The sequence below is a fragment of the Cupriavidus sp. U2 genome (assembly GCF_009663685.2).
Classification (GTDB): Bacteria; Pseudomonadota; Gammaproteobacteria; order Burkholderiales; family Burkholderiaceae; genus Cupriavidus; species Cupriavidus necator_C.
Genome location: NZ_RCOG02000006.1, coordinates 74,338 through 93,576, shown reverse-complemented (window position 1 = coordinate 93,576; position 19,239 = coordinate 74,338). Strand labels below are relative to the sequence as shown.

Here is a 19,239-nt window from a genome sequence, read left to right as displayed (position 1 = left end):
GGAACAGCCGATATCCGTGATGGAGTGAGATCAAACGACAACGCACTCGGGCGACAAATCAATCCACCGCCAGCAGTGCCAGCGATGCACCGCCCACCAGCACCAGGCTGAGCGCCCACACCGCGTCGAGATTGAACCAGCTGCGCGCGACGAACTGCGGGCCGAGGTAGCGGAATGTGAGCCATGCCAGCCCGCCGCCGGTGGCCAGCATCGCCATGGTGTGCAGGGCCGTCACCAGCACGGCAGTGCCGGCATTGCCAAAAGCCAGCGCGCCGGCCGCCGCGTGTGCGCCATCACCGCGTGCGACGCAGAGCCCGAGGTAGATCGGCACCAGCATCAGCCCTGCCCCATGGGCGAGGGCGACGGCGAACGACCAGAACGCCAGCCGCGACGGTGGAATGCGCGCCAGCGCGCGCGGGTGACGGCGCCAGACCAGTAGCGCAATGCCATAGGCCACCACCAGCACGCTGGCGGCCAGGCGGATCTGCGTCTCCCACGCCGCCAGCGACACCAGCAGCCCGAACGGCAACGTCAGCGCCAGGATGGCCAGCGCGTGCCCGGCACCCAGGTAGCCCAGCGACATCGGCAGCGTGCGTGCGCTGCGCGTGATCAGCGCACCGGACACCGCAAGCGGCCATCCCATCGCCGGATTGAGCCCGTGGTACAGGCCGCTGGCCAGCACGGCAGCCCACAGCCCCGCCTGCTCCCAGATGGCAGTCAAGCGTCCACCGACGGATAGCAGAACGAATCGGTCGAGCAGTCGCCGCCTTCCAGCCGGATCTGGTGGGCCCGATAACCATCGGGAAACGTGACCCGGAAACGTTCGTCGAGCGTCAGCCCTCCATCGGCGCCGGCATGCGCCATCACCTGCGTACCGGGCACGCCGTCCGGATAGAACTGGTCGTCCCAGGTAGAATACAGCGAATTGGTCCAATAGACGCGGCGGCCGTCACGGCTGATCTCCACCATCTGCGGGCCGCCCGCGAACGGCGAGCCGTCGGGGTGCGGCGTGCGCCGGACGATGCCGCCCAGGTGTACCGATCCGGCCAGCCGGGGTTTGCGCGGATCGCTGACGTCGTACTGCCGCATTTCGCCCGTGCCCCAGCACGACACATACAGAAAGCGGTCGTCGAGCGACAGATCGATGTCCGTCACCAGCGGCGGCACCGCGCCAAAGCCCTTCAGCAACGGGGGCAGATCGTCCGGCGACGTGGGCTCGGGCGCAATCGTGGCCGTCTTCTCGATGTGGAACGCGCCGCCTTCGCGCCACCATGTCCAGATCGATCCCTCCAGGTTCGTGGTATCGACCACCACGCCGACAAACCCGTACTCGCGCACCGGATCGTGCGCGGGCCGCACCTCCAGCGCCATCTGGTGCTGCGCGCCCAGGTCAATCGTCTGCACGTTGCGCCGCCCGCGCAGGTCCCAGAAATGAAGCCGGTGCCCGTAGCGGTTGGCCAGCAGGTCCTCGGGCACCAGGCCGCGCTCGAACTGCGGCGGCAGCGCCCATTCGCTCGACACCATGTAGTCGCGCGGCAGGTTCCACCAGAAGTCGTAGTGCTTGTCCTGCGTGCCGCGGTCGATCTCCCAGCGGCCCAGCACTTCGAACGTCTGGCAATCCATGATGAAGATGCCCGGTGCGCCGTCGGTGCCATCGGGGCCGGCGCCGCCCAGCGTGCTCACATACACGCCTTCCGGCCCGCAATGCACGGTGTGGGGCCGCGAATAGCCGGTCTTGCGGAAGACCTCCTCTGGCTCGATGACCTTGTGGAGCTTCGCTTGCGTCGGGTCCGGCTTCGTATCTACAACATAGATGCGCGAGCTTCGCATGCCGGGAATGATCAGGAAGCGCCGCTCCAGGAACGCATGCCCGGTCAGCGGCGAGAGTGCGGACGAACAGGCGTTCCAGCCGAAATGGTGCAGTTCGTCGCCACGCCCCGTCATCGGCACCGTGTGGACGACGGTGCCGTAGCGCGGCGAATCGGGATTGACGTCGACGACGGCCAGCGCATCGGGCTGCGACCCATCGGGGCTCAGCAGCAGCGTGTACGCGTAGGCTTCCGCCGGGGCTTGCATCGCGAGCCGTGGCGATGCGTGGAAGGTCGGATCGGGCCGCAGGTTCATGGTGAAACCTCCTGGACGTCGGGGGTCAAAGTGCGTCGGTGCGATCTACCAGCATAGGCGCCTGCCCCCCGCAGCGGTAACGAAGATATCCGCATGCCCATATGCCGTCACATCGGATATGGCGCAACGAATTCATTCCTTCGGCCCCGGCGGCAAGGGCGCTTATCTTGGTCCGTCCGATCACAACCATGCGCCCCGATGTCCCTGCCCCACAATCCCGCGCGCCGCGCCGCCTTGCGCGGCATCGCCCGCCACGGCCTTGGCGCCGCCGCGCTGTTCTCCACGTTCGGTGCAGCGGCCAGCGCCCGCCCCGATGTGATCCGTATCGGCGTGGCGCAGCCGGCCACCGGCACGCCGCCAACGTTTGCCGGCAGTTCGCTGGCGATCGCGCATGCCAGGGGCTGGTTCGAGGAAGCCTTCAAGCCAGCCGGCACCCGCGTGGAGTGGTTCTTCTTCAAGGGCGCCGGCCCGGCGGTCAACGAGGCGCTGACCAACCGCCAGCTCGACTTCGCGCTGCAGGGCGACCTGCCCGCCATCGTGGCCCGCGCGGCGGGGCTCAAGACCCGGCTGGTGCTGGCTACGGGCGTGCGCGCCAACATCTATATCGGCGTGCCGCCCGATTCGCCGCTGAAGACCGTGGCCGACTTGCGCGGCAAGCGTGTGTCGCTGTTCAAGGGCACCAACATGCATCTGCCGGCACTGCGGCTACTGGAAGCCAACGGCCTGACGGACAAGGATCTGCGGCTGCTGAACCTGGACACGGCCGGCTATCTGGCTGCGCTGTCCACGCGCGACATCGACGCGGCGATTGGCGCCATGGACATCCTGCGCCTGCGCGACAAGGGGGCCGTGCGCATTCTGTACAGCAGCAAGAACCAGTCGCCGATCTACACGCGCCAGAGCCATGTGCTGGTGACCGAGGATTTCAGCAACCGCTATCCCGAGGCCACGCAGCAGTTCGTGAAGACCGCCGTCGAGGCGGCCCGCTGGGCGTCCGACGAAAGCCACCGCGAGGAGGTGCTGCGCACCTGGGCCCGCGCCGGCACGCCATATGACCACTGGAAGGAGGATTTCGACGGTGAACCGCTGCGCGTGCGCCTGAACCCGAACTTCGACCCGTTCCTGGTCTCCCGCTACAAGGATGCCAGCGAGCAGGCCTATCGCTTCCGCCTGAGCCGTGCGCGGTTCGACGTCGACCAGTGGATCGACCAGCGATACCTGAAGACCGCGCTCAACGACCTGCACCTGCAGAGCTACTGGCCCATCTATCAACCTGACGGCAAGATCCTGGGAGCGTGACCATGGCCGCCCAACCGATTGCAATCAACGTGCCTTCCGCGGTGCAATCCGCGTCGGCCCCATCTGCCACACCAGCATGGCGGCGCGACTGGCTGAGCGCCACGCTGCTGGCCTGGCCCGTGCCGCTGGCGCTACTCGGGCTCTGGTATCTGGCCGCACGCTTCGAATGGATTCCACCGCAGGTGCTGCCCGCGCCGGATGCCGTGCTGGCCACGCTGGAAGACCTGTATCGCAGCGGCGAGCTCTGGTCGAACCTGCAGGTCAGCGCGCTGCGCGTGGCCGGTGGCTTTGCGGTCGGGCTCGCCGGTGGTCTGGCGCTGGGTGCGGCGATGGGCCTGTCGCCGCGCTTTCGCGACTACGTCTATCCCACGTTCAAGGCCTTCAGCCAGGTGCCGGTGCTGGGCTGGTTGCCGCTGCTGATGCTGCTGGTGGGCATCGACGAGGCGCTGAAGATCATCCTGATCGCCAAGGCCGCGCTGGTGCCCATCGCGATCAACACGTACAAGGGCATTCACAACGTCCCCACCCGCTATCTGGAAGTGGCACGCGTGCTGAAGCTCACGCGCTGGCAGACGCTCGCGCGCGTGGTCTTCCCGGCCGCCGCGGCGCCGATCTGGAACGGCGTGCGATACGGCCTGACCCATGCGTGGCTGGCGCTCGTGGTGGTCGAACTGCTGGCCTCGTCGGAAGGGCTCGGCTACATGATCGTGTACGGGCGCCAGCTGTTCCAGCTCGACATGGTCATCGCCGCGGTGATCGTTGTCGGCGCGGTCGGCTTCACGCTCGACAAGGCATTGGCGCTGGCCGAGCAGGCCGTGCTGCGCTGGCGCAAGCCAGGCTTCTGAGGAGCCGCCCATGACCGGATCTGCCATCCGCAGGAGGCTCCGCATCCCCCGTGCGCTGCGCGGCTGGGTATTGCCATTGACGATGGTCCTGCTCTGGTGGGCCGCGGTGCGCTTCGGCTGGTCGACGTCGCCGCTGCTTGTCCCCGTGTCGAAGGTCTGGGCCACCGCCATCGATCAGGTGACCACCGGCAAGCTGTTCGTCGCGCTGCAGGCCAGCCTGTGGCGTGACCTTGCCGGCTTCGCCATCGGCACCATGGCGGGCCTCGCGTTCGGCACGGCGCTGGGCCTGTCCCGGCTGTTCGAGAAGCTTGTCGGGCCGACGTTCCACACCGTCAAGCAGATCTCGCTGTTCGCGTGGATTCCGCTGATTTCTGTCTGGTTCGGTCTGGGCGATGCGGCCAAGGTGGTCTTCCTGTCGCTGGCGGCGTTCTTCCCGGTGGTGCTCAACACGTTCGAAGGCATCCGCGCGGTGCCGGCCGATCTGCTCGAAGTGGCCCGCGTGCTGCGCTTCTCGCGCTGGCAGACATTCCGGCGCGTGGTGCTGCCCGCCGCCTCCCCGTCGATCTTCGCCGGCATCCATCTGGGCCTGATCTACGCGTGGCTGGCCACGCTCGGCGCCGAGTACCTGCTGGTGGCGGGCAAGGGCATCGGCAACACCATGATCGACGGCCGCGAGAACTTCTGGATGGACCTCGTCCTCTTTGGCGTGATCGTCGTGGGCCTGGTCGGCTTCACGCTGAACTGGATCGCCGCACGCATCGAAGCCCGTCTGCTGCGCTGGCGCGGCCGTTCGGTCGCAGCCGCTTGAACTGACATCCCGGAGAACCTCATGCCACACGCCGGCACACTCGACATCACCCATCTGCACAAGCACTACGACGTCAAGGGCAAGACACTGCCCGTTCTCGACGATGTATCGCTATCGATCGCCCCCGGCGAGTTTGTCAGCATCGTCGGCGCCAGCGGCTGCGGCAAGTCCACGCTGCTGCGGCTGGTGGTAGGACTCGAAGACGATTACCGTGGCGACATCCGCCTGGACGGGCAGCGCGTGGCCGGCACCAGCCTGCAGCGCGGCATCGTGTTCCAGGAGCATCGCCTGTTCCCGTGGCTGACCGTGTCGCAAAACATCGGGCTGTCGCTGATCAACAGCAAGCTCAGCGAAGGCGACAGGTTCCGCACGGTGCAGTCGCATATCGAACTGGTCGGGCTGCAAGGCTTCGAGAACGCGTATCCGTACCAGTTGTCAGGCGGCATGTCGCAGCGCGTGGCCATTGCCCGCGCGCTGGTGACGCGGCCCGAAGTGCTGTTGCTGGACGAGCCGTTCGGCGCGCTGGACGCCATCACGCGCGCCCACCTGCAGCACGAGCTGCAGCGCATCTGGCAGGCCGAAGGCATCACGATGATCCTGGTCACGCACGATGTGGAAGAGGCCGTGTTCCTGGGCGACCGCGTCGTCATCATGGAACCCCGGCCCGGCCGCATTCGCAGCGTGCTGCCGATCGGCCTTCCGCATCCGCGCGACCGGGCGTCGCCGGCGTTCGCGCAGGCCCGCGAACAGGTGATGCGCGAATTTGGCGCGCTGCATGCCACGCCCGGCGCCCAGGCTGCGCTGTCCCATTGAACGTTGCTGATCCACTGCCCTACTTGTACCCGGAGCCTCCCATGACGCAAACCCAGCCACAGGTCGAACTCGATATCCACCCCGTAGCGGGACGCATTGGCGCCGAAGTGCGCGGCATTCGTCTCGATGGCGACCTGCCGCCCGCCACGTTCGCCGCCATTCGCGCCGCGCTGCTGCGCCACAAGGTGCTGTTCTTCCGCCAGCAGGCACATCTCGACGACGCCTCGCAGCAGGCCTTCGGCAAGCTGTTCGGCACACCGGTGCCGCACCCCACGGTACCGTCGCGCGACGGCACGGTCCTGCTCGAACTTGACTCGCAACACGGCGGCCGCGCCAATTCCTGGCATACGGACGTCACCTTCGACCTGGCCTATCCGCAGGTATCCGTGCTGCGCGCCGTGAAAGTGCCTGCCGCCGGTGGGGATACGGTCTGGGCCAACACGGCGGCCGCCTACCACGACCTGCCTGCGCCGCTGCGCGCGCTGGCAGACCAGCTCTGGGCGCTGCATACCAACGACTACGACTATGCGGCGTCACGCCCGCTGCCCGACGATGCCGGCGCACGCCGTCATCGCGAACTGTTCACGTCCACGCTCTATGAAACCGAGCACCCGGTGGTGCGCGTCCACCCCGAGACCGGGGAACGCACGCTGGTACTGGGCCATTTCGTCAAGAAGCTGCTCGGCTATTCGTCGGCCGATTCCGCGCACCTGGTGTCGCTGCTGCAGAGCCATGTGCATCGGCTGGAAAACACGGTGCGCTGGCGCTGGCAGGCTGAGGACGTGGCGATCTGGGACAACCGGGCCACCCAGCACTACGCCATCAACGACTATGGCGACGCGCACCGCATCGTGCGCCGCGTCACCATCGCCGGCGACGTGCCGGTCAGTGTCGATGGCCAGCCCAGCCGTGCGGTCAAGCCCGCGCCCGTGGCCGAACAACGCAAGGCAGCCTGACCATGAGCCAGACGCAATCCCCACGGCAGCTCCATCTCGGCGCCTTCGTCATGGCCACCGGCCACCATGTGGCGGGCTGGCGCCATCCCGAGGCCCATGCCGACGCCGGCCGCAGTCTGGCGCACTACGCGGCGCTGGCCCGGCGCGCGGAATCGGCCGGCTTCGACGCACTGTTCCTGGCCGATGGCGTGGCGATTCGCGGCATGGACGATGCCACGCTGCCGCACACGGCACGCGCGGCCACGTTCGAGCCGCTGACGCTGCTGTCGGCGCTGGCGGCCGTCACACAGCGGATCGGGCTGGTGGCGACGGTTTCCACCACGTACAACGAGCCCTATCACGTGGCGCGCAAGTTCGCCTCGCTCGACCACCTGAGCGGCGGCCGCGCGGGCTGGAACGTGGTGACGTCGTGGTCCGATGCCGAGGCGCGCAACTTCAACCTCGACAAGCATCCCGAGCATGCGGACCGCTATGCGCGCGCCGAGGAATTCGTCGATGTGGTGACCGGCCTGTGGGATACCTGGGAAGACGACGCCCTGGTTCATGACAAGACCCGCGGCGTGCATTTCGTGGCGGAGAAACTGCACCGGCTCGATCACCGGGGCAAGCATTTCCAGGTGCGTGGGCCGCTCAACGTATCGCGGCCACCGCAGGGGCATCCCGTGATCGTGCAGGCCGGATCGTCGGAGGCCGGGCAGGCACTGGCAGCGCGTACCGCCGAGGTGATATTCACTGCGCAGCAGTCGCTGGAAGGCGCACAGGCGTTCTACCGCGGGCTCAAGGGCCAGCTGGCGCGGTTTGGCCGCTCGCCGGACCAGCTCAAGATTCTGCCGGGCGTCTTCCCGGTGGTGGGGCGCACGGCCGCCGAAGCCGAGGAAAAATTCGAGGCGTTGCAGGACCTGATCCTGCCGTCGGTGGGGCTGGCACTGCTGTCGCAGCACCTGGGCGGCATCGACCTGAGCGGCTATCCGCTCGACGGCCCGCTGCCCGACAACCTGCAGGAGCCCAATGGCGCCGAGAGCCGCTTCCAGCTGGTGACCGGTGTCGCCCGCGCGGAAGGGCTGACGATCCGCCAGCTGTGCCGGCGCGTTGCCACCGCGCGCGGGCACTGGTCGATCCACGGTACGCCGTCACAGATCGTCGACCAGCTGCAGGCGTGGTTCGAAGGCGAAGCCGCCGATGGCTTCAACGTGATGCCACCGTGGCTGCCCGGCGGGCTCGACGATTTCATCGAACTGGTGCTGCCCGAACTGCGCCGGCGCGGGCTGTTCCGCGAGCAATACACGGGCACCACGCTGCGCGAGCATCTGGGGCTGGCGCGGCCGGCCGGACGGCGGCGCGCGGCGGCGGATGCAAGGGTGGCCTAGCCGACGCTGAAACCGACGAAGCCGGACGCGCGCCCGCGTGCTGCGGCGTCCGGCTTCACTGCGCTGTCTTACGGGCGGGACGGGTATATGCCGTCGGTGCACACCACGTAGTAAAGACCCGTGGGCTCCACGGCGGTAAGGTTCGGCAACGCGAAGTTGTTCTGGCCGTCACCACCAAAACGGGTGCCAAACAACGAAAACAGCGCGGAATACTGGCTGATCGGCAGCAGGGCGCCGTTGGCGCGCATGCCCGCGCCAAAAGGCACGGCGGTCAGCCAGATGCTCCCCATCATGCAGTCGACCCCATTGCCGGCACCGCCGCTGTAGCCTCCGTCGGTGCCGCCAAGGCCCGGGACCGTGCCAGCGGGACCCGTGGCGCCGGTGGCGCCAGTGGCACCCGTCGCGCCGGTTGCCCCTGCAGGACCGGTGGCACCCGTGGCCCCCGTTGCGCCCGCAGGCCCCGTCGCGCCCGTGGGGCCCGTCGCACCGGTCGCGCCTGCGGGGCCAGTAGCACCCGTGACACCCGTGGGACCCATGGCACCTGTCGCGCCCGTTGCCCCGGTAGCCCCGGCCACGCCGGTCGCGCCGGTGGCACCGGTCGCGCCAGTCGGTCCCACCGGACCCACCTTGCCCTGTGCCACATCGTTCGACAATGCGGCCAGCGTCGAATTGGTCAGCTTGAGCTTGGCCGCGATCTCTTCCAGGCGATCATCGTAGTTGTCGCCGTTGCGCGGATTGAATTTCTGGTTGAGCAGGTTCAGCGAATCCGCGTTGACGCCCAGCGTGGACAGGCGCTGCTTGACCTGGGTAATGGCCAGCGCCAGCTTTTCGCTGGCCGCGGCGGCCGATACCGTCGAGAAATTGGTGAAGAACGCTTCGGTGTCGGCATTGCCATAGGCGGCCGCCACAACCAGTTCGGTAATCGGCGTAACGTTGGTTGTGCCGGCCGATTCGATGTACGAGTGCAACACTTCGCCGGTGGCCGTGGTCACGCGCACCACGCACGGCAGCGCCAGGTTCGCCGTGGAAGTGCTCCAGCTACCGTCCGATGCGGTCGTCACGGTGGTCTGGCCGCTCACGCATTTGACCGTCAGTGCGGCATTCGTGATCGGCGCGCCGGTGGCCGCAGTGCCCGAAATCGTCGCGGCCGGCAGGGCTGCCGGGGCGCTGGCCGCACTTCCGGAGCCGTCTCCGCCACCGCAGCTTGCAAGAAGTACCGACGTGGCCACCGATAGGGCGGCAGCCCATTGTTGTTGTTTCATTTTCCCGTTCCTTTTTGAATTGATGGTTTTATTGATGCGCCGCCGGGCCGGTATGCGAGGGCCGCCGCGCTTGGCGCGGCTGCATCTTAGCGATGAACAGGAAGGGGGAAACTTCAAAATCATCCCCCACCTTGGTGGGGCAGACAGTGCCGCACGACCGGCCAGCACCGCGCGGCCAAAAGCGGGTATTCTTCGCCCCGGATTTTTGAGCCAGCGAGGATCGCGGTGACACGCATTTGCCTGAACATGATCGTCAAGGACGAAGCCCCGGTTATCGAACGCTGCCTGGCCAGCGTGAAGCCATGGATCGACCATTGGGTCATCGTCGATACCGGGTCCAGCGACGGCACGCAGGACGTGATCCGCCGCTTCATGGCCGACATGCCCGGCGCGTTGCACGAACGCCCGTGGCGCAACTTCGCCCACAACCGCAACGAGGCCATGGCGTTGGCCCGTACGGCTTTGGGCAACGACAGCGGCGAGGGCGACTATCTGCTGTGCATCGACGCCGACGAAACACTGCGCATGGCGCCGGACTTCCGCTGGCCCGACCTGCAGGCGGATGGCTATCAGTTCCGCTGTGAACTCGACGGCTGGCACTATCTGCGCAACGCGCTGGTGCGCGCCCACCAGCCCTGGCGCTGGGAAGGCGTGCTGCACGAATTTCTGACGCAGGACGCGCCGCACCGCTGGGAGGCCCTGCCTCAGGCCACCATCGTCGTGGCGCGCGATGGTGCACGCGCGCGCGACCCGCAGACCTACCTGCGCGATATCGCCGTGCTGGAACAGGCCGTGCGCGACGAGCCCGCCAACACGCGCTACCGCTTCTATCTGGCGCAGAGCTATCGCGACGCCGGCAAGCTTGACGATGCCGTGCGCCTCTACGACGAACGCGCCGCGATGGGTGGCTGGGACGAGGAGGTCTGGTTCGCGCGCTTTCAGGTCGCCGTCCTGCGCGAGCGGCGCGGCGACGCGCCCGCCGACGTACAGGCGGCCTATCTGGACGCCTACCAGCAACGCCCGACCCGGGCGGAACCGCTGTGCGAACTGGCGCGCTTTCACCGGATGCGCAGTGAATTCGCGCTGGCGCACCTGTTCGCGCAACAGGCCGCCAACCTGCCGATGCCGACCGATGCGCTGTTCGTCGACGAATCGGTCTACGCCTGGCGCGCGCTTGATGAACTGGTGGTCAGCGCGTACTACGTGGGTGCGCTCGACCAGGGCCGCGACGCCCTGCGGCGGTTGCTCGCGGCAAGCCGCTTTCCCGACAGCGAACGGCCCCGCATCGTGGGAAACGGCCAGTATTTCGGGTTGTAGCGGGCAGATCTTGCCGTGCTGTAGGCGGTGCTCCAGTCCGTGCTCTAGGCCGGGTTCGGGTTGGCGTCCTGGCCCGCGTCCTCACCCACGTTCTGGCTCGCGGTCTGGCCCGCGCGGCCAAGCTGGCCGGTGAGCCCCGGCTGGCTAGACTGTTCCGTCCAGCGCGTATCGCCGCTGCCGGGCAGCACCCTGATCCGGTTCTCGACATCCTTGACGCCGTACACCGATGCGGCGATGTCCTCGATGCGGTACTTCTGCGGGCGCGCCGGCACCGTGCCGGAGAGCGTGACCCATCCTTCCGACACCGCCACCTCGACTTCGCGCACATCGAGCCGGCCCGCATGGGCCAGGCGTTCGCACAGGTCTTCGCGAATCCGTTCGTCCGGGCGGGTATAGCCCTTGGGCCCGGCTGGCTGCTGCCGTCCTTGCGGGCGCGCGGAGCCGCCGGGACCATGGCCGTAGGCGCCGGGCAACGCCTGGTCATCGACACCGCTGCCGCGGGCCGTGCCGTAACCGTCGCGCCAGCGCCGTTCGCCGGGCGTGCCGCCATGGCGGTAGACGCCACTGCCATCGTCGCGGTCGCGCACTTCGTCGGGATAACCGTGCCCGATGCCCCAGCCGGCCTGGCCTGTATAGCGCATGCGTTCCATGCGTCGCGGATCGCCACCGTAATCGCGCGGCGGCCCGCGCCAGTCGTCGAGGAATCGATCGTCGCGATGTCCGCCGTCCCTGCTGTCTCGGTTCATGACTTCTCCCGCTGGCTGACTTCCATGGCTGATCGGTGACACGTCAGGCCCCACGGCCCTTTTTCGCGCGTTCATCCGGCGATGACGACGTGGCCTGATGTTGCGCGCCGGGATCTTCGTTGCGGAATCCGCCATAGCTGCTCTGGCCCGGATCTGCGCTGCGGCTCTTCAACTGGTCGGCGCGCCGGTCGGTGCGCACGCCGGGATTGGCGCCGCCGCGCTTTTCGGCTGGCGTGCCGGTATGTGGCTTGCTGGGCATCACGGTCTCCTGATGGCAATCGCGGCCGGAATGCCGCAAGCATCATGCCAATGGCCGCCCGGCCTGCCGGTCCTTGCGCATCCGGCATGGCGCTTGCCTTTCTTCCTTTGCACCGATCCACCACCAAGCGAGGATTGCCATGTCAATATCCACCGGGCGACTTACCGGACTTACCGGTTTCCTGATGCTTGCGGCCGCAGCGGCAGTCATGTCCGTGGCACCCCCGGGCACGCACGCCGCACCGCTGTCGGACCAGCCGGGCACCGCCATGGCCGGCGACGGCGATGTCATGTTCCTGCGCAAGGCCGCCATGGCCGGCACGCTGGAAATCGACGCCAGCAACCTGGCGCAAAGCCGCGCCGGCAGTCCCGCCGTCAAGTCGTTTGCCACGCAGATGATCCAGGACCATCGCGCCGCCGAGGCAAAGCTGAAGCAGCAGGCGCAAAGGCTGGGGGTGCAGTTGCCAGCCACGCCGCTGCAGAAGGACCAGCAGGTGCTGGCCACGCTGGGGCAGCTGAAGGGCGCCGAGTTCGACCGGGCCTATGCGCAGCAGGTTGGCGTGGATGCGCACCAGGATGCCGTGGCGCTGTTCCGCAAGGCGGCAGACGATGCCAAGGACGATGGCGTCAAATCGTTCGCGCGTCAGACGCTGCCCACGCTGGAGCACCATCTGGAGATGGCGCAGAAAATGGCGTCGGAAGTGAAGTAGGGAGCCTTGCCGGTGTTTGCAGATCCAGACGGCGGATCTGCAAACACGGTGCAATATCTTCGCGCCCCGGCGCAGACGTCAGCTGGCCCTGGCGAGGAAATACTGCGACACGATGGCCCGCGTGGTGGGGCTGGTCGTCAGTTTTTCCAGCACGTCGCGCGGTGCCCACTTCAGGTACTTGATCTCGTTGCGAGGCTTGGGCGTGGCAGACTTGCCCACGGCTGCCGCGAACACGTGGTGCACCGTGGTGGCGCCAATGAACTGAAAGGCCGTGGTCAGCGACTTGGCCTCGATCGCAGTTTCCTCGCGCAGTTCGCGCCATGCGGCTTCCACCAGCGATTCCTGGTCGTCGGGTCGCCCGCCGGGCAGGGCCCAGCGTACGCCGTCCTTCGAGACAAGCAGAACGTGCCCTTCGCGGACGCAAATGACCGTAGCTCTGATTTTCGGCTTGATGAATGGCATGTCGGCCGTTCCCACCACTGCATGTTGTTTCATGACATCCGGACCACGCTGTGGCAATGATCCCACTATAAAAGCAAGCCGTCACGCCGCCACGCGGGGCGCTCCACGGGCGGCCTGTGCGAAACGAAGGCAAAGCGGACAAGCGCGTAGTGTCCTCGTCCAGCGCGTCGCTGGCAATGGATGGGATCGCCGCTGTTGCGCAACCACCTCACGCATGGGCCGTGCCAGCGCCGTCACGGCGCGCGGCAGTGGCTAGCGCATGGTAGTGCGCAATCCGTTGTAGCGCCCACAGCGCCGCGGCCTGCCGGATCTGGGTACGATCCCCGCGGAACTGGCGCGTTTCGGTGTATTCGCATATCGGGGTGCCCGGCAAGCGGACCAGCCACGCAAAGCACTGCGTGCCGGGCGGCGTGCCATCGGGCGCCCCATCGTCGGCCACGCCCGTGTTGGCGACGGCCACATCGGCCTGGCTGATCCGCATCACGCCTTGCGCCATGGCCAGCGATACCGCCTCGCTGGTCAGGCCGTGCCGCGCGATCAATTCGGCGTTGACGCCAAGGATCTGCTCCTTGGCGTCGGGCGAATAGGCAACGATGGCGCACTTCAGCGTGCCGCCGCAACCGGGCACGTCGGCAATATGCGATGCAATGAGCCCCGCCGTGCAGGACTCCGCCGTGGCCAGGCGCAAGTCATGGCGCTGCAGGAAGTGTGCTGCGGCCTCAGCCGGGTGCATGGGCGTCCTCCGTTCGGGGGTGCGTGGGCCGTGGCGCGTCGTGGCGCGGCGGGCCGGGGTGTTCGACAAACGATATCTGCCCGTCCCGTTCGAGCACGACATCCCATTGCTTATCACCGCGCCCGTGCCGCTGGTCGTCCCAGCCCGGGGTGTGCAACTTCGCCCTGGCGTTGGCGTCGAGATCTTCGTCACTGAGCATGGCACGCCTGCGGGCCTGGCGATCCTCTCGGCCGTCCTTCACCAGCACGATCGGCCGGCCGCTGACGACACGGTCAATCGCCGGCCATGTCGCGGACAGCATGCAGACCAGGCGATGCATGAAGACCAGCACGGCCGCCGCCGCCAGCGTGCCCAGGATCGGGCTGGCGCCCGCCACCGCGCGCGACAGGATCGCGCCCAGCAGCAGCATGATGCAGAGGTCGAACGCGGTTTTCTGGGCGAAGGTCCGTCGGCCTGCTGCGCGCAGCAACAGCCATGTCGCCAGGAAGACCAGCGCCGCACGCGCGGACATCTGATACCACGCGAGCTCCCGGCCCACGCCGAATGCGGCCTCGAATGCCGCCTCCATGAAGGACCCCGCCCCGCCCGCAGCGTTCAGCCCCGGATCGACCTGGGATCGTGCCCGAACGAATTGCGCGCCCGGATCTGGCCGTCCCGGCCGTGAATAAACAGTTCGACCTGGTTCTGCCGGGCCATCTCGGTAGCCACTGCGATGGCATCCTCCTGCGTGGCAAACAGCTTCCGGCCCGCCGGACTTTTGGCCTCTTCCACGGCCCAGCCATCCGGGGCCGGCACCACGTGTACGTCCTTGCCGCTCATTTCGGTCTCCATGGGTGTCTGTCACATGTCTTACTTATTCACCCAAAATGGCTGGCGCGGTAGTCGGCCGGGGTCTGACAACTGCGTCAGCCAACGTCGATGTTCACAAAACCGGCGTTTACAACGCGGCGCCGCGTCCGGAACGGGTGCTTTCCGTACCGACTGACACCTCCATTTCTGACCTAGATTACTTATGCGCCCGGCGGTCCAGACCTGTCGGGCCTCCCTTGATCCATGGCGCCCGCTCTCCCGGAGGGGCGCTTCTTTTTTTCTCCCGCGGCGTTCACTCCACCGTGACCGACTTGGCCAGGTTGCGTGGCTTGTCGATATCGGTGCCACGCGCCAGCGCGGTGTGATACGCCAGCAACTGCATCGGAATGGTGTGGACGATGGGCGATAGCAGCCCGTAATGCTCGGTGAGCCGGATGATTTCGAGGCCCTCGCCCGGCTGCAGTGCGCAGTCGATATCGGCGAACACATAGAGCTTGCCGTTGCGTGCGTGTACCTCGTGCATGTTCGACTTCAGCTTTTCGAGCAGGCTGTCATTGGGCGCCACGGCCACCACGGGCATCTGGTCGCTGATCAGGGCCAGCGGCCCGTGCTTGAGTTCGCCCGCCGCGTAGCCCTCCGCGTGGATGTAGGAGATCTCCTTCATCTTCAGCGCGCCTTCCAGGGCTATCGGATAGTGCATGCCACGTCCCAGGAACAGGATGTTCTCCTTGCGGGTCAGCTGATCGGCCCAGCCGATGAAATGCGGCTCCAGCGCCAGCACGCGACTCAGTGCGTCGGGCAGGTGCCGCAGCGCGCGCAGGTGTTCTTGCTCTTCGGCGTCGGACAGGCGGCCACGCATCTGCGCCAGCGTCAGCGCCAGCAGGAACAGCGCCACCAGTTGCGCGGTGAATGCCTTCGTGGAAGCCACGCCGATTTCCACACCTGCCCGCGTGATGAACTGCATCGCGCAGGCACGCACCAGGGCGCTGGTGGCCACGTTGCAGATGGCCAGCGTGCGATGCATGCCGCGCTCGCGCGCCGCCTGCACGGCGCCGAGCACATCGGCGGTCTCACCGCTTTGCGACACCGCCACTACCAGCATGTTCGGATTGCTGAATCCGTCGCGATAGCGATACTCGCTGGCGATTTCCACCCGCACCGGCAGGTTGGCCAGCCGTTCGATCCAGTAGCTGGCGGTCAGTGCCGCGTGATAGCTGCCGCCACACGCCAGCAGCAGCACGGCATCCACCGTTTCGAGCTGCCGATACGCGCCGTCGCCAAACAGCTCGGGCATGATCGATGTGATGTCCTGCAGCGTGTCGACCACGGCGCGCGGCTGCTCGAAAATCTCCTTCTGCATGTAGTGCTGGTACAGCCCCAGATCGGCCGCCGCGCTGTGCGCGGCTACCGTATGCACGGCACGCTCCACACGCTGGCCGGCAACATCGACGATCCAGTGGCGATGCATCTGCACGTCAGCCACGTCGCCGTCCTCCAGATAGACGATTCGGTTCGTGACCGCGGCCACTGCGATGGCATCGGACGCCAGATAGTTCTCGCCTTCGCCAATACCCACCACCAGCGGCATGCCGTGCCGGGCGCCCACCAGCCGGTGAGGCTCGTCGCGGCACAGCACGGCAATCGCATAGCTGCCGCGTAGCCGCCGGACGGCCTCGCGCACCGCGTCGAACAGGTCGCCGTTGTAGAGATGGTCCACCAGGTGCGCGATCACCTCGCTGTCGGTCTGGCTGGCGAATTCGTAGCCGTGGGCTTCCAGTTCGCCGCGCAGGGCCTCGTGGTTTTCGATGATGCCGTTGTGGGACAGCGCGATACGCGGTGCGCGATCGTTCGGCGAGAAGTGCGGGTGGGCGTTGGCCGTGACCGGCTTGCCATGCGTGGCCCAGCGCGTGTGAGCAATCCCGGTATAGCCGTCGATGCCCTGATCGGCCACGTCACGCTGCAGCGCCGCCACACGGTCCACGCTGCGCGACCGCACCAGCCGCCCGCCCCGCAACGCGGCCACGCCGCATGAGTCGTAGCCGCGATATTCCAGCCGCTTCAGGCCATCGACCAGTTCTCCAACGATATCGCGCTGCGCCACCGCGCCCACAATTCCGCACATAGACCCTCCGGTTTCGGTATCCCACATCGATTTGATGCGATGGACCGGATGGTAGGCCGCCCGTCATGAAATTTTCTTTCGAAAATATTCCATATGTGATGTTTTTGGTTGGCGTACGATATGTCTGAAATTTTATTTCACTCTCTACGGCCATGACGTCCACCCCCCTCGATGACCTCGATCTGCGGATCCTGCAGGTCATGCAAGCCGATGCCTCGCTGACCAATGTCGAACTGGCGGCGCGCGTCTACGCATCCGCGCCCACCACCATGCGGCGCGTACGTCGCTTGCGCGAGACCGGCGTGATCGCCCGCGAGATCGCCGTGCTGGACGCCGAAAAGGTCGGCCAGGCACTGACGGCCATCATCGAAGTGACGCTCGATCGGCAGACGGCCGAAGACTACGCGGCGTTCGAAAACCAGGTCTGCGCGGAACCGGCGGTGACACAGTGCTACCGCGTCTCGCCGGGGCCGGATTTCGTGGTAATGGTGGCATTGCGCGACATGGCCGCCTACGACGCCTTCGCGCGGCGCCTGTTCCGGGGCGCCAGCAACGTACGCAACGTGCGGACGTTCTTCTCGACGCATTGCGCCCGGTTCGCGGCCAACCCGCCGGTCACCGCGGACCGCGCGGCAAACGCGCCCTGATTCATAACCGCCGCCCAGACACCGCACGACCTCACCCCGCAACGAACTGTTTGCTGCCGGCCGCCAGCAGCCTGGCGCGGTGTTGGCGCGCGGCCAACGTTCGATGGCGATTTTCAGCCCAGGCGCGGCAGCCCCGCCACATTCGGCCCCTCGCATCCACTGGTACGGGAACTGCGTAATAGCAGAAGAACGCCACGCGGCGTTCCGTTGTGTTTCACCTGCCTTTGGAGTTTTGTCATGTCACGCAGATTCACCATTTCCCTTCTCTCCACCACTGCCCTGGCGCTCGGCCTGGCGGCAGGCGGCGCCCAGGCCTCGGGCCCGCACGACAGCACCCATGCTGGCGACAGGTACGGCTACAGCTTCCGAATGGATGCGCGCGATGTCTTCACCGACGGCGCGCGAACCGGCCGATTTGACACGTTCAGCGAAGGCGCACGTGTCGTGGCCCCAACCACGCGCGAAATCGACAACGACCGTTCCCTGTCAGGGATGGACATCCGGGGCGTATCGGCCGAGCCCTCACGTACGATCGACGTCTACACCGACGGCGCGCTGGCCGGCATGGATCGCAGCGGCGTATCCGCCGAGCCCTCGCGCACGATTGACGTCTACACCGACGGCGCGCTGGCCTGAGCAGCAGTAGCGGGGTATCACTGGCGGGGCGCGTCCGACGGCTCAACGCCGGCGCGACGCGGCCCGTCAGACCGCCCTTCGCCGACGTGCCTCGCCCACCGTCAAGCCACCCCGGGGCGACATACGCTGCCTGCGCCACATTCGCGCGCTGCCGCCCTGTGCCTGGCAGGCGATTTGGCCATAGACTGAAACTGCCGTGCGCAGGAAGGCGCGGCTGTAGCACTATCCAACCCCCAGTCAGCGAGCGAAGCCATGTCGATTCCCCACCTGTCTTCCGGCCAGACCGCCAGCGTGCTACCGCTGGGCGCCAACCTCAAGAACACCCCCACCACCGCGCTATTCAAGGCCCCGCACATGGAAGTGGCCCGCCTGGTGATGCTGGCAGGTAAACAGTTGCCCCCACACGCCGTGGCCGGCCCGCTGACTATCCAGTGCATCGAGGGAGAAATCGAAATCGCGCTGGACCACGGCTCGCAACGCCTGAAACCAGGCGACCTGATCTACCTGGCCGGCAACGTCCGGCACGACGTAAAGGCCGTGACGGATGCGTCGGTGCTGTTGACGATTGTGTTGATGGATGGAGGCGAATAGCGACTTTGCCGAGACCTGGTATTTGCGAATGGCTCCGCGGGCATTATCTGCCTTCCGTTACCACCGCCGGCGGGCCATCGGTACTTGTCGTCGGCAAATCGACAGGATCTACAAATTCCACGGATTCCAAAATCGCCTTGATTCGCGGAAGATCGTCTCTGCCTTTTGGATTTGACAACCATTGGACCGGAATGCGCCCACACAAGGCATTTTTCTCATGGACCAAACAAAAGCGGAACCTGCGCGCTCGCTTCCGCTCGTCTCCTGTCGTGTCGTCCGCTGTATATGCGATTCCCAGCCAGTTGCGACCTTTCAGAGGCACCGTCTTCGCATTCGCCTTCTTTTCATAGGGCTCCATTTCCGTACAGGGGTATGAACTGCACCTCCACCAACGACCGTCGATCAGTTTTCCGTCCAGATAAATAGCGATTTTTTCGTCGGTCGCCTTTACGCAAGACAACGAAAAACTTCCCGATTTAAACCTCTGCGGACCCACCCATGGAAGAAAATAAATCCCTTCTTTATCTTTGTAGGTCGCAAGTCTCCCCCCGAACAAATCTTCCATGCGGAATCGACATGGACCAACGACACGCACGTTTGCATAACTGTTATTCGCAGAGCTTTCATGCGAGATTTCCGCCATAGCGATGTTTCCGAAAAGCAACTCACATAGCACGGAAATGAGGATGAACTTCATATTCAACTTGATCATCGGATTTTGTCGTCTCATAAG

22 protein-coding genes are annotated in these 19,239 nt (G+C 66.3%); 11 read left to right on the top strand and 11 right to left on the bottom strand.

Going from position 1 to position 19,239, the window contains the following annotated elements; translation table 11 throughout:
• Window positions 1-58: 58 nt before the first annotated feature.
• On the bottom strand, window positions 59-721 hold the full coding sequence (locus D9X30_RS06290; RefSeq protein ID WP_153946890.1) for a hypothetical protein: 663 nt from the start codon (window positions 719-721) through the stop codon (window positions 59-61).
• The gene (locus tag D9X30_RS06285) at window positions 718-2,124 is read right to left on the bottom strand and encodes a selenium-binding protein SBP56-related protein (RefSeq protein WP_153946889.1); all 1,407 of its coding nucleotides are present in this window, start codon (window positions 2,122-2,124) and stop codon (window positions 718-720) included. The genes D9X30_RS06290 and D9X30_RS06285 overlap by 4 nt, the downstream gene beginning before the upstream one ends.
• A 198-nt stretch (window positions 2,125-2,322) precedes the next feature.
• Between D9X30_RS06285 and D9X30_RS06280 the strand changes: the two genes are divergently transcribed.
• The 6 genes from D9X30_RS06280 to D9X30_RS06255 are packed head-to-tail and all read left to right on the top strand — an operon-like array spanning window position 2,323 to window position 8,212.
• Window positions 2,323-3,423 carry an ABC transporter substrate-binding protein gene (locus D9X30_RS06280; protein ID WP_153946888.1) on the top strand — a complete coding sequence of 367 codons (1,101 nt, stop codon included), beginning with the start codon at window positions 2,323-2,325 and terminating at the stop codon, window positions 3,421-3,423.
• Window positions 3,424-3,425: 2 nt separating this feature from the next.
• On the top strand, window positions 3,426-4,268 hold the full coding sequence (locus D9X30_RS06275; protein ID WP_153946887.1) for an ABC transporter permease: 843 nt from the start codon (window positions 3,426-3,428) through the stop codon (window positions 4,266-4,268).
• A 10-nt stretch (window positions 4,269-4,278) separates the two neighbouring features.
• Window positions 4,279-5,076, top strand: coding sequence for an ABC transporter permease (locus D9X30_RS06270; RefSeq protein ID WP_153946886.1), 798 nt, complete (start codon window positions 4,279-4,281; stop codon window positions 5,074-5,076).
• Between the two features lie 21 nt (window positions 5,077-5,097).
• Window positions 5,098-5,889 carry an ABC transporter ATP-binding protein gene (locus D9X30_RS06265; RefSeq protein ID WP_153946885.1) on the top strand — a complete coding sequence of 264 codons (792 nt, stop codon included), beginning with the start codon at window positions 5,098-5,100 and terminating at the stop codon, window positions 5,887-5,889.
• A gap of 41 nt (window positions 5,890-5,930) precedes the next feature.
• Window positions 5,931-6,845: a TauD/TfdA dioxygenase family protein gene (locus D9X30_RS06260; RefSeq protein ID WP_153946884.1), complete on the top strand. Its 915-nt coding sequence runs from the start codon at window positions 5,931-5,933 to the stop codon at window positions 6,843-6,845.
• Window positions 6,846-6,847: 2 nt separating this feature from the next.
• Window positions 6,848-8,212: an LLM class flavin-dependent oxidoreductase gene (locus tag D9X30_RS06255; RefSeq protein WP_153946883.1), complete on the top strand. Its 1,365-nt coding sequence runs from the start codon at window positions 6,848-6,850 to the stop codon at window positions 8,210-8,212.
• Between the two features lie 68 nt (window positions 8,213-8,280).
• On the opposite strand, the gene D9X30_RS29850 is transcribed toward D9X30_RS06255, so the two are convergent.
• Window positions 8,281-9,474: a tail fiber protein gene (locus tag D9X30_RS29850; protein ID WP_153946882.1), complete on the bottom strand. Its 1,194-nt coding sequence runs from the start codon at window positions 9,472-9,474 to the stop codon at window positions 8,281-8,283.
• A gap of 225 nt (window positions 9,475-9,699) precedes the next feature.
• Between D9X30_RS29850 and D9X30_RS06245 the strand changes: the two genes are divergently transcribed.
• Window positions 9,700-10,791 carry a tetratricopeptide repeat-containing glycosyltransferase gene (locus D9X30_RS06245; protein WP_249640900.1) on the top strand — a complete coding sequence of 364 codons (1,092 nt, stop codon included), beginning with the start codon at window positions 9,700-9,702 and terminating at the stop codon, window positions 10,789-10,791.
• A gap of 44 nt (window positions 10,792-10,835) precedes the next feature.
• Here D9X30_RS06245 and D9X30_RS29790 read toward each other — a convergent pair whose 3' ends face one another.
• Both D9X30_RS29790 and D9X30_RS06235 read right to left on the bottom strand, forming a co-directional pair.
• On the bottom strand, window positions 10,836-11,537 hold the full coding sequence (locus D9X30_RS29790) for a BON domain-containing protein (protein ID WP_349632223.1): 702 nt from the start codon (window positions 11,535-11,537) through the stop codon (window positions 10,836-10,838).
• 43 nt (window positions 11,538-11,580) lie between these two features.
• Complete coding sequence (locus tag D9X30_RS06235; protein ID WP_153946880.1) at window positions 11,581-11,796, bottom strand: hypothetical protein; 216 nt, start codon at window positions 11,794-11,796, stop codon at window positions 11,581-11,583.
• Between the two features lie 208 nt (window positions 11,797-12,004).
• On the opposite strand from D9X30_RS06235, the gene D9X30_RS06230 reads away from it, so the two are divergent.
• Window positions 12,005-12,505, top strand: a complete 501-nt coding sequence (locus tag D9X30_RS06230) for a DUF4142 domain-containing protein (protein WP_228770838.1) — start codon at window positions 12,005-12,007, stop codon at window positions 12,503-12,505.
• Between the two features lie 78 nt (window positions 12,506-12,583).
• Here the strand turns inward: D9X30_RS06230 and D9X30_RS06225 are convergent, their stop codons facing one another.
• From D9X30_RS06225 to glmS, 5 genes are all read right to left on the bottom strand, one after another.
• Window positions 12,584-13,000 (bottom strand): NUDIX hydrolase, encoded by a 417-nt coding sequence (locus D9X30_RS06225; protein WP_228770837.1) that lies wholly within the window; start codon window positions 12,998-13,000, stop codon window positions 12,584-12,586.
• A 175-nt stretch (window positions 13,001-13,175) separates the two neighbouring features.
• Window positions 13,176-13,700, bottom strand: a complete 525-nt coding sequence (locus tag D9X30_RS06220; protein WP_153946879.1) for a CinA family protein — start codon at window positions 13,698-13,700, stop codon at window positions 13,176-13,178.
• Window positions 13,687-14,268, bottom strand: a complete 582-nt coding sequence (locus tag D9X30_RS06215) for a DUF421 domain-containing protein (protein ID WP_153946878.1) — start codon at window positions 14,266-14,268, stop codon at window positions 13,687-13,689. The genes D9X30_RS06220 and D9X30_RS06215 overlap by 14 nt, the downstream gene beginning before the upstream one ends.
• Before the next feature lie 26 nt (window positions 14,269-14,294).
• On the bottom strand, window positions 14,295-14,519 hold the full coding sequence (locus D9X30_RS06210) for a DUF2188 domain-containing protein (RefSeq protein ID WP_153946877.1): 225 nt from the start codon (window positions 14,517-14,519) through the stop codon (window positions 14,295-14,297).
• Between the two features lie 283 nt (window positions 14,520-14,802).
• A complete protein-coding gene (gene glmS / locus D9X30_RS06205) occupies window positions 14,803-16,632 on the bottom strand; it encodes a glutamine--fructose-6-phosphate transaminase (isomerizing) (RefSeq protein WP_153946876.1) in 1,830 nt (609 codons plus the stop codon).
• Between the two features lie 152 nt (window positions 16,633-16,784).
• Here glmS and D9X30_RS06200 point away from each other — a divergent pair, with 152 nt between their 5' ends.
• The 3 genes from D9X30_RS06200 to D9X30_RS06190 all read left to right on the top strand — a co-directional run bounded on the left by D9X30_RS06200 (window position 16,785) and on the right by D9X30_RS06190 (window position 18,506).
• Window positions 16,785-17,279, top strand: coding sequence for an Lrp/AsnC family transcriptional regulator (locus tag D9X30_RS06200; protein WP_153946875.1), 495 nt, complete (start codon window positions 16,785-16,787; stop codon window positions 17,277-17,279).
• A gap of 237 nt (window positions 17,280-17,516) precedes the next feature.
• Window positions 17,517-17,915: a hypothetical protein gene (locus D9X30_RS06195; protein ID WP_153946874.1), complete on the top strand. Its 399-nt coding sequence runs from the start codon at window positions 17,517-17,519 to the stop codon at window positions 17,913-17,915.
• Between the two features lie 252 nt (window positions 17,916-18,167).
• Window positions 18,168-18,506: a cupin domain-containing protein gene (locus D9X30_RS06190; protein WP_153946873.1), complete on the top strand. Its 339-nt coding sequence runs from the start codon at window positions 18,168-18,170 to the stop codon at window positions 18,504-18,506.
• 43 nt (window positions 18,507-18,549) lie between these two features.
• On the opposite strand, the gene D9X30_RS06185 is transcribed toward D9X30_RS06190, so the two are convergent.
• Window positions 18,550-19,218, bottom strand: coding sequence for a hypothetical protein (locus D9X30_RS06185; RefSeq protein WP_153946872.1), 669 nt, complete (start codon window positions 19,216-19,218; stop codon window positions 18,550-18,552).
• Window positions 19,219-19,239: the final 21 nt, after the last annotated feature.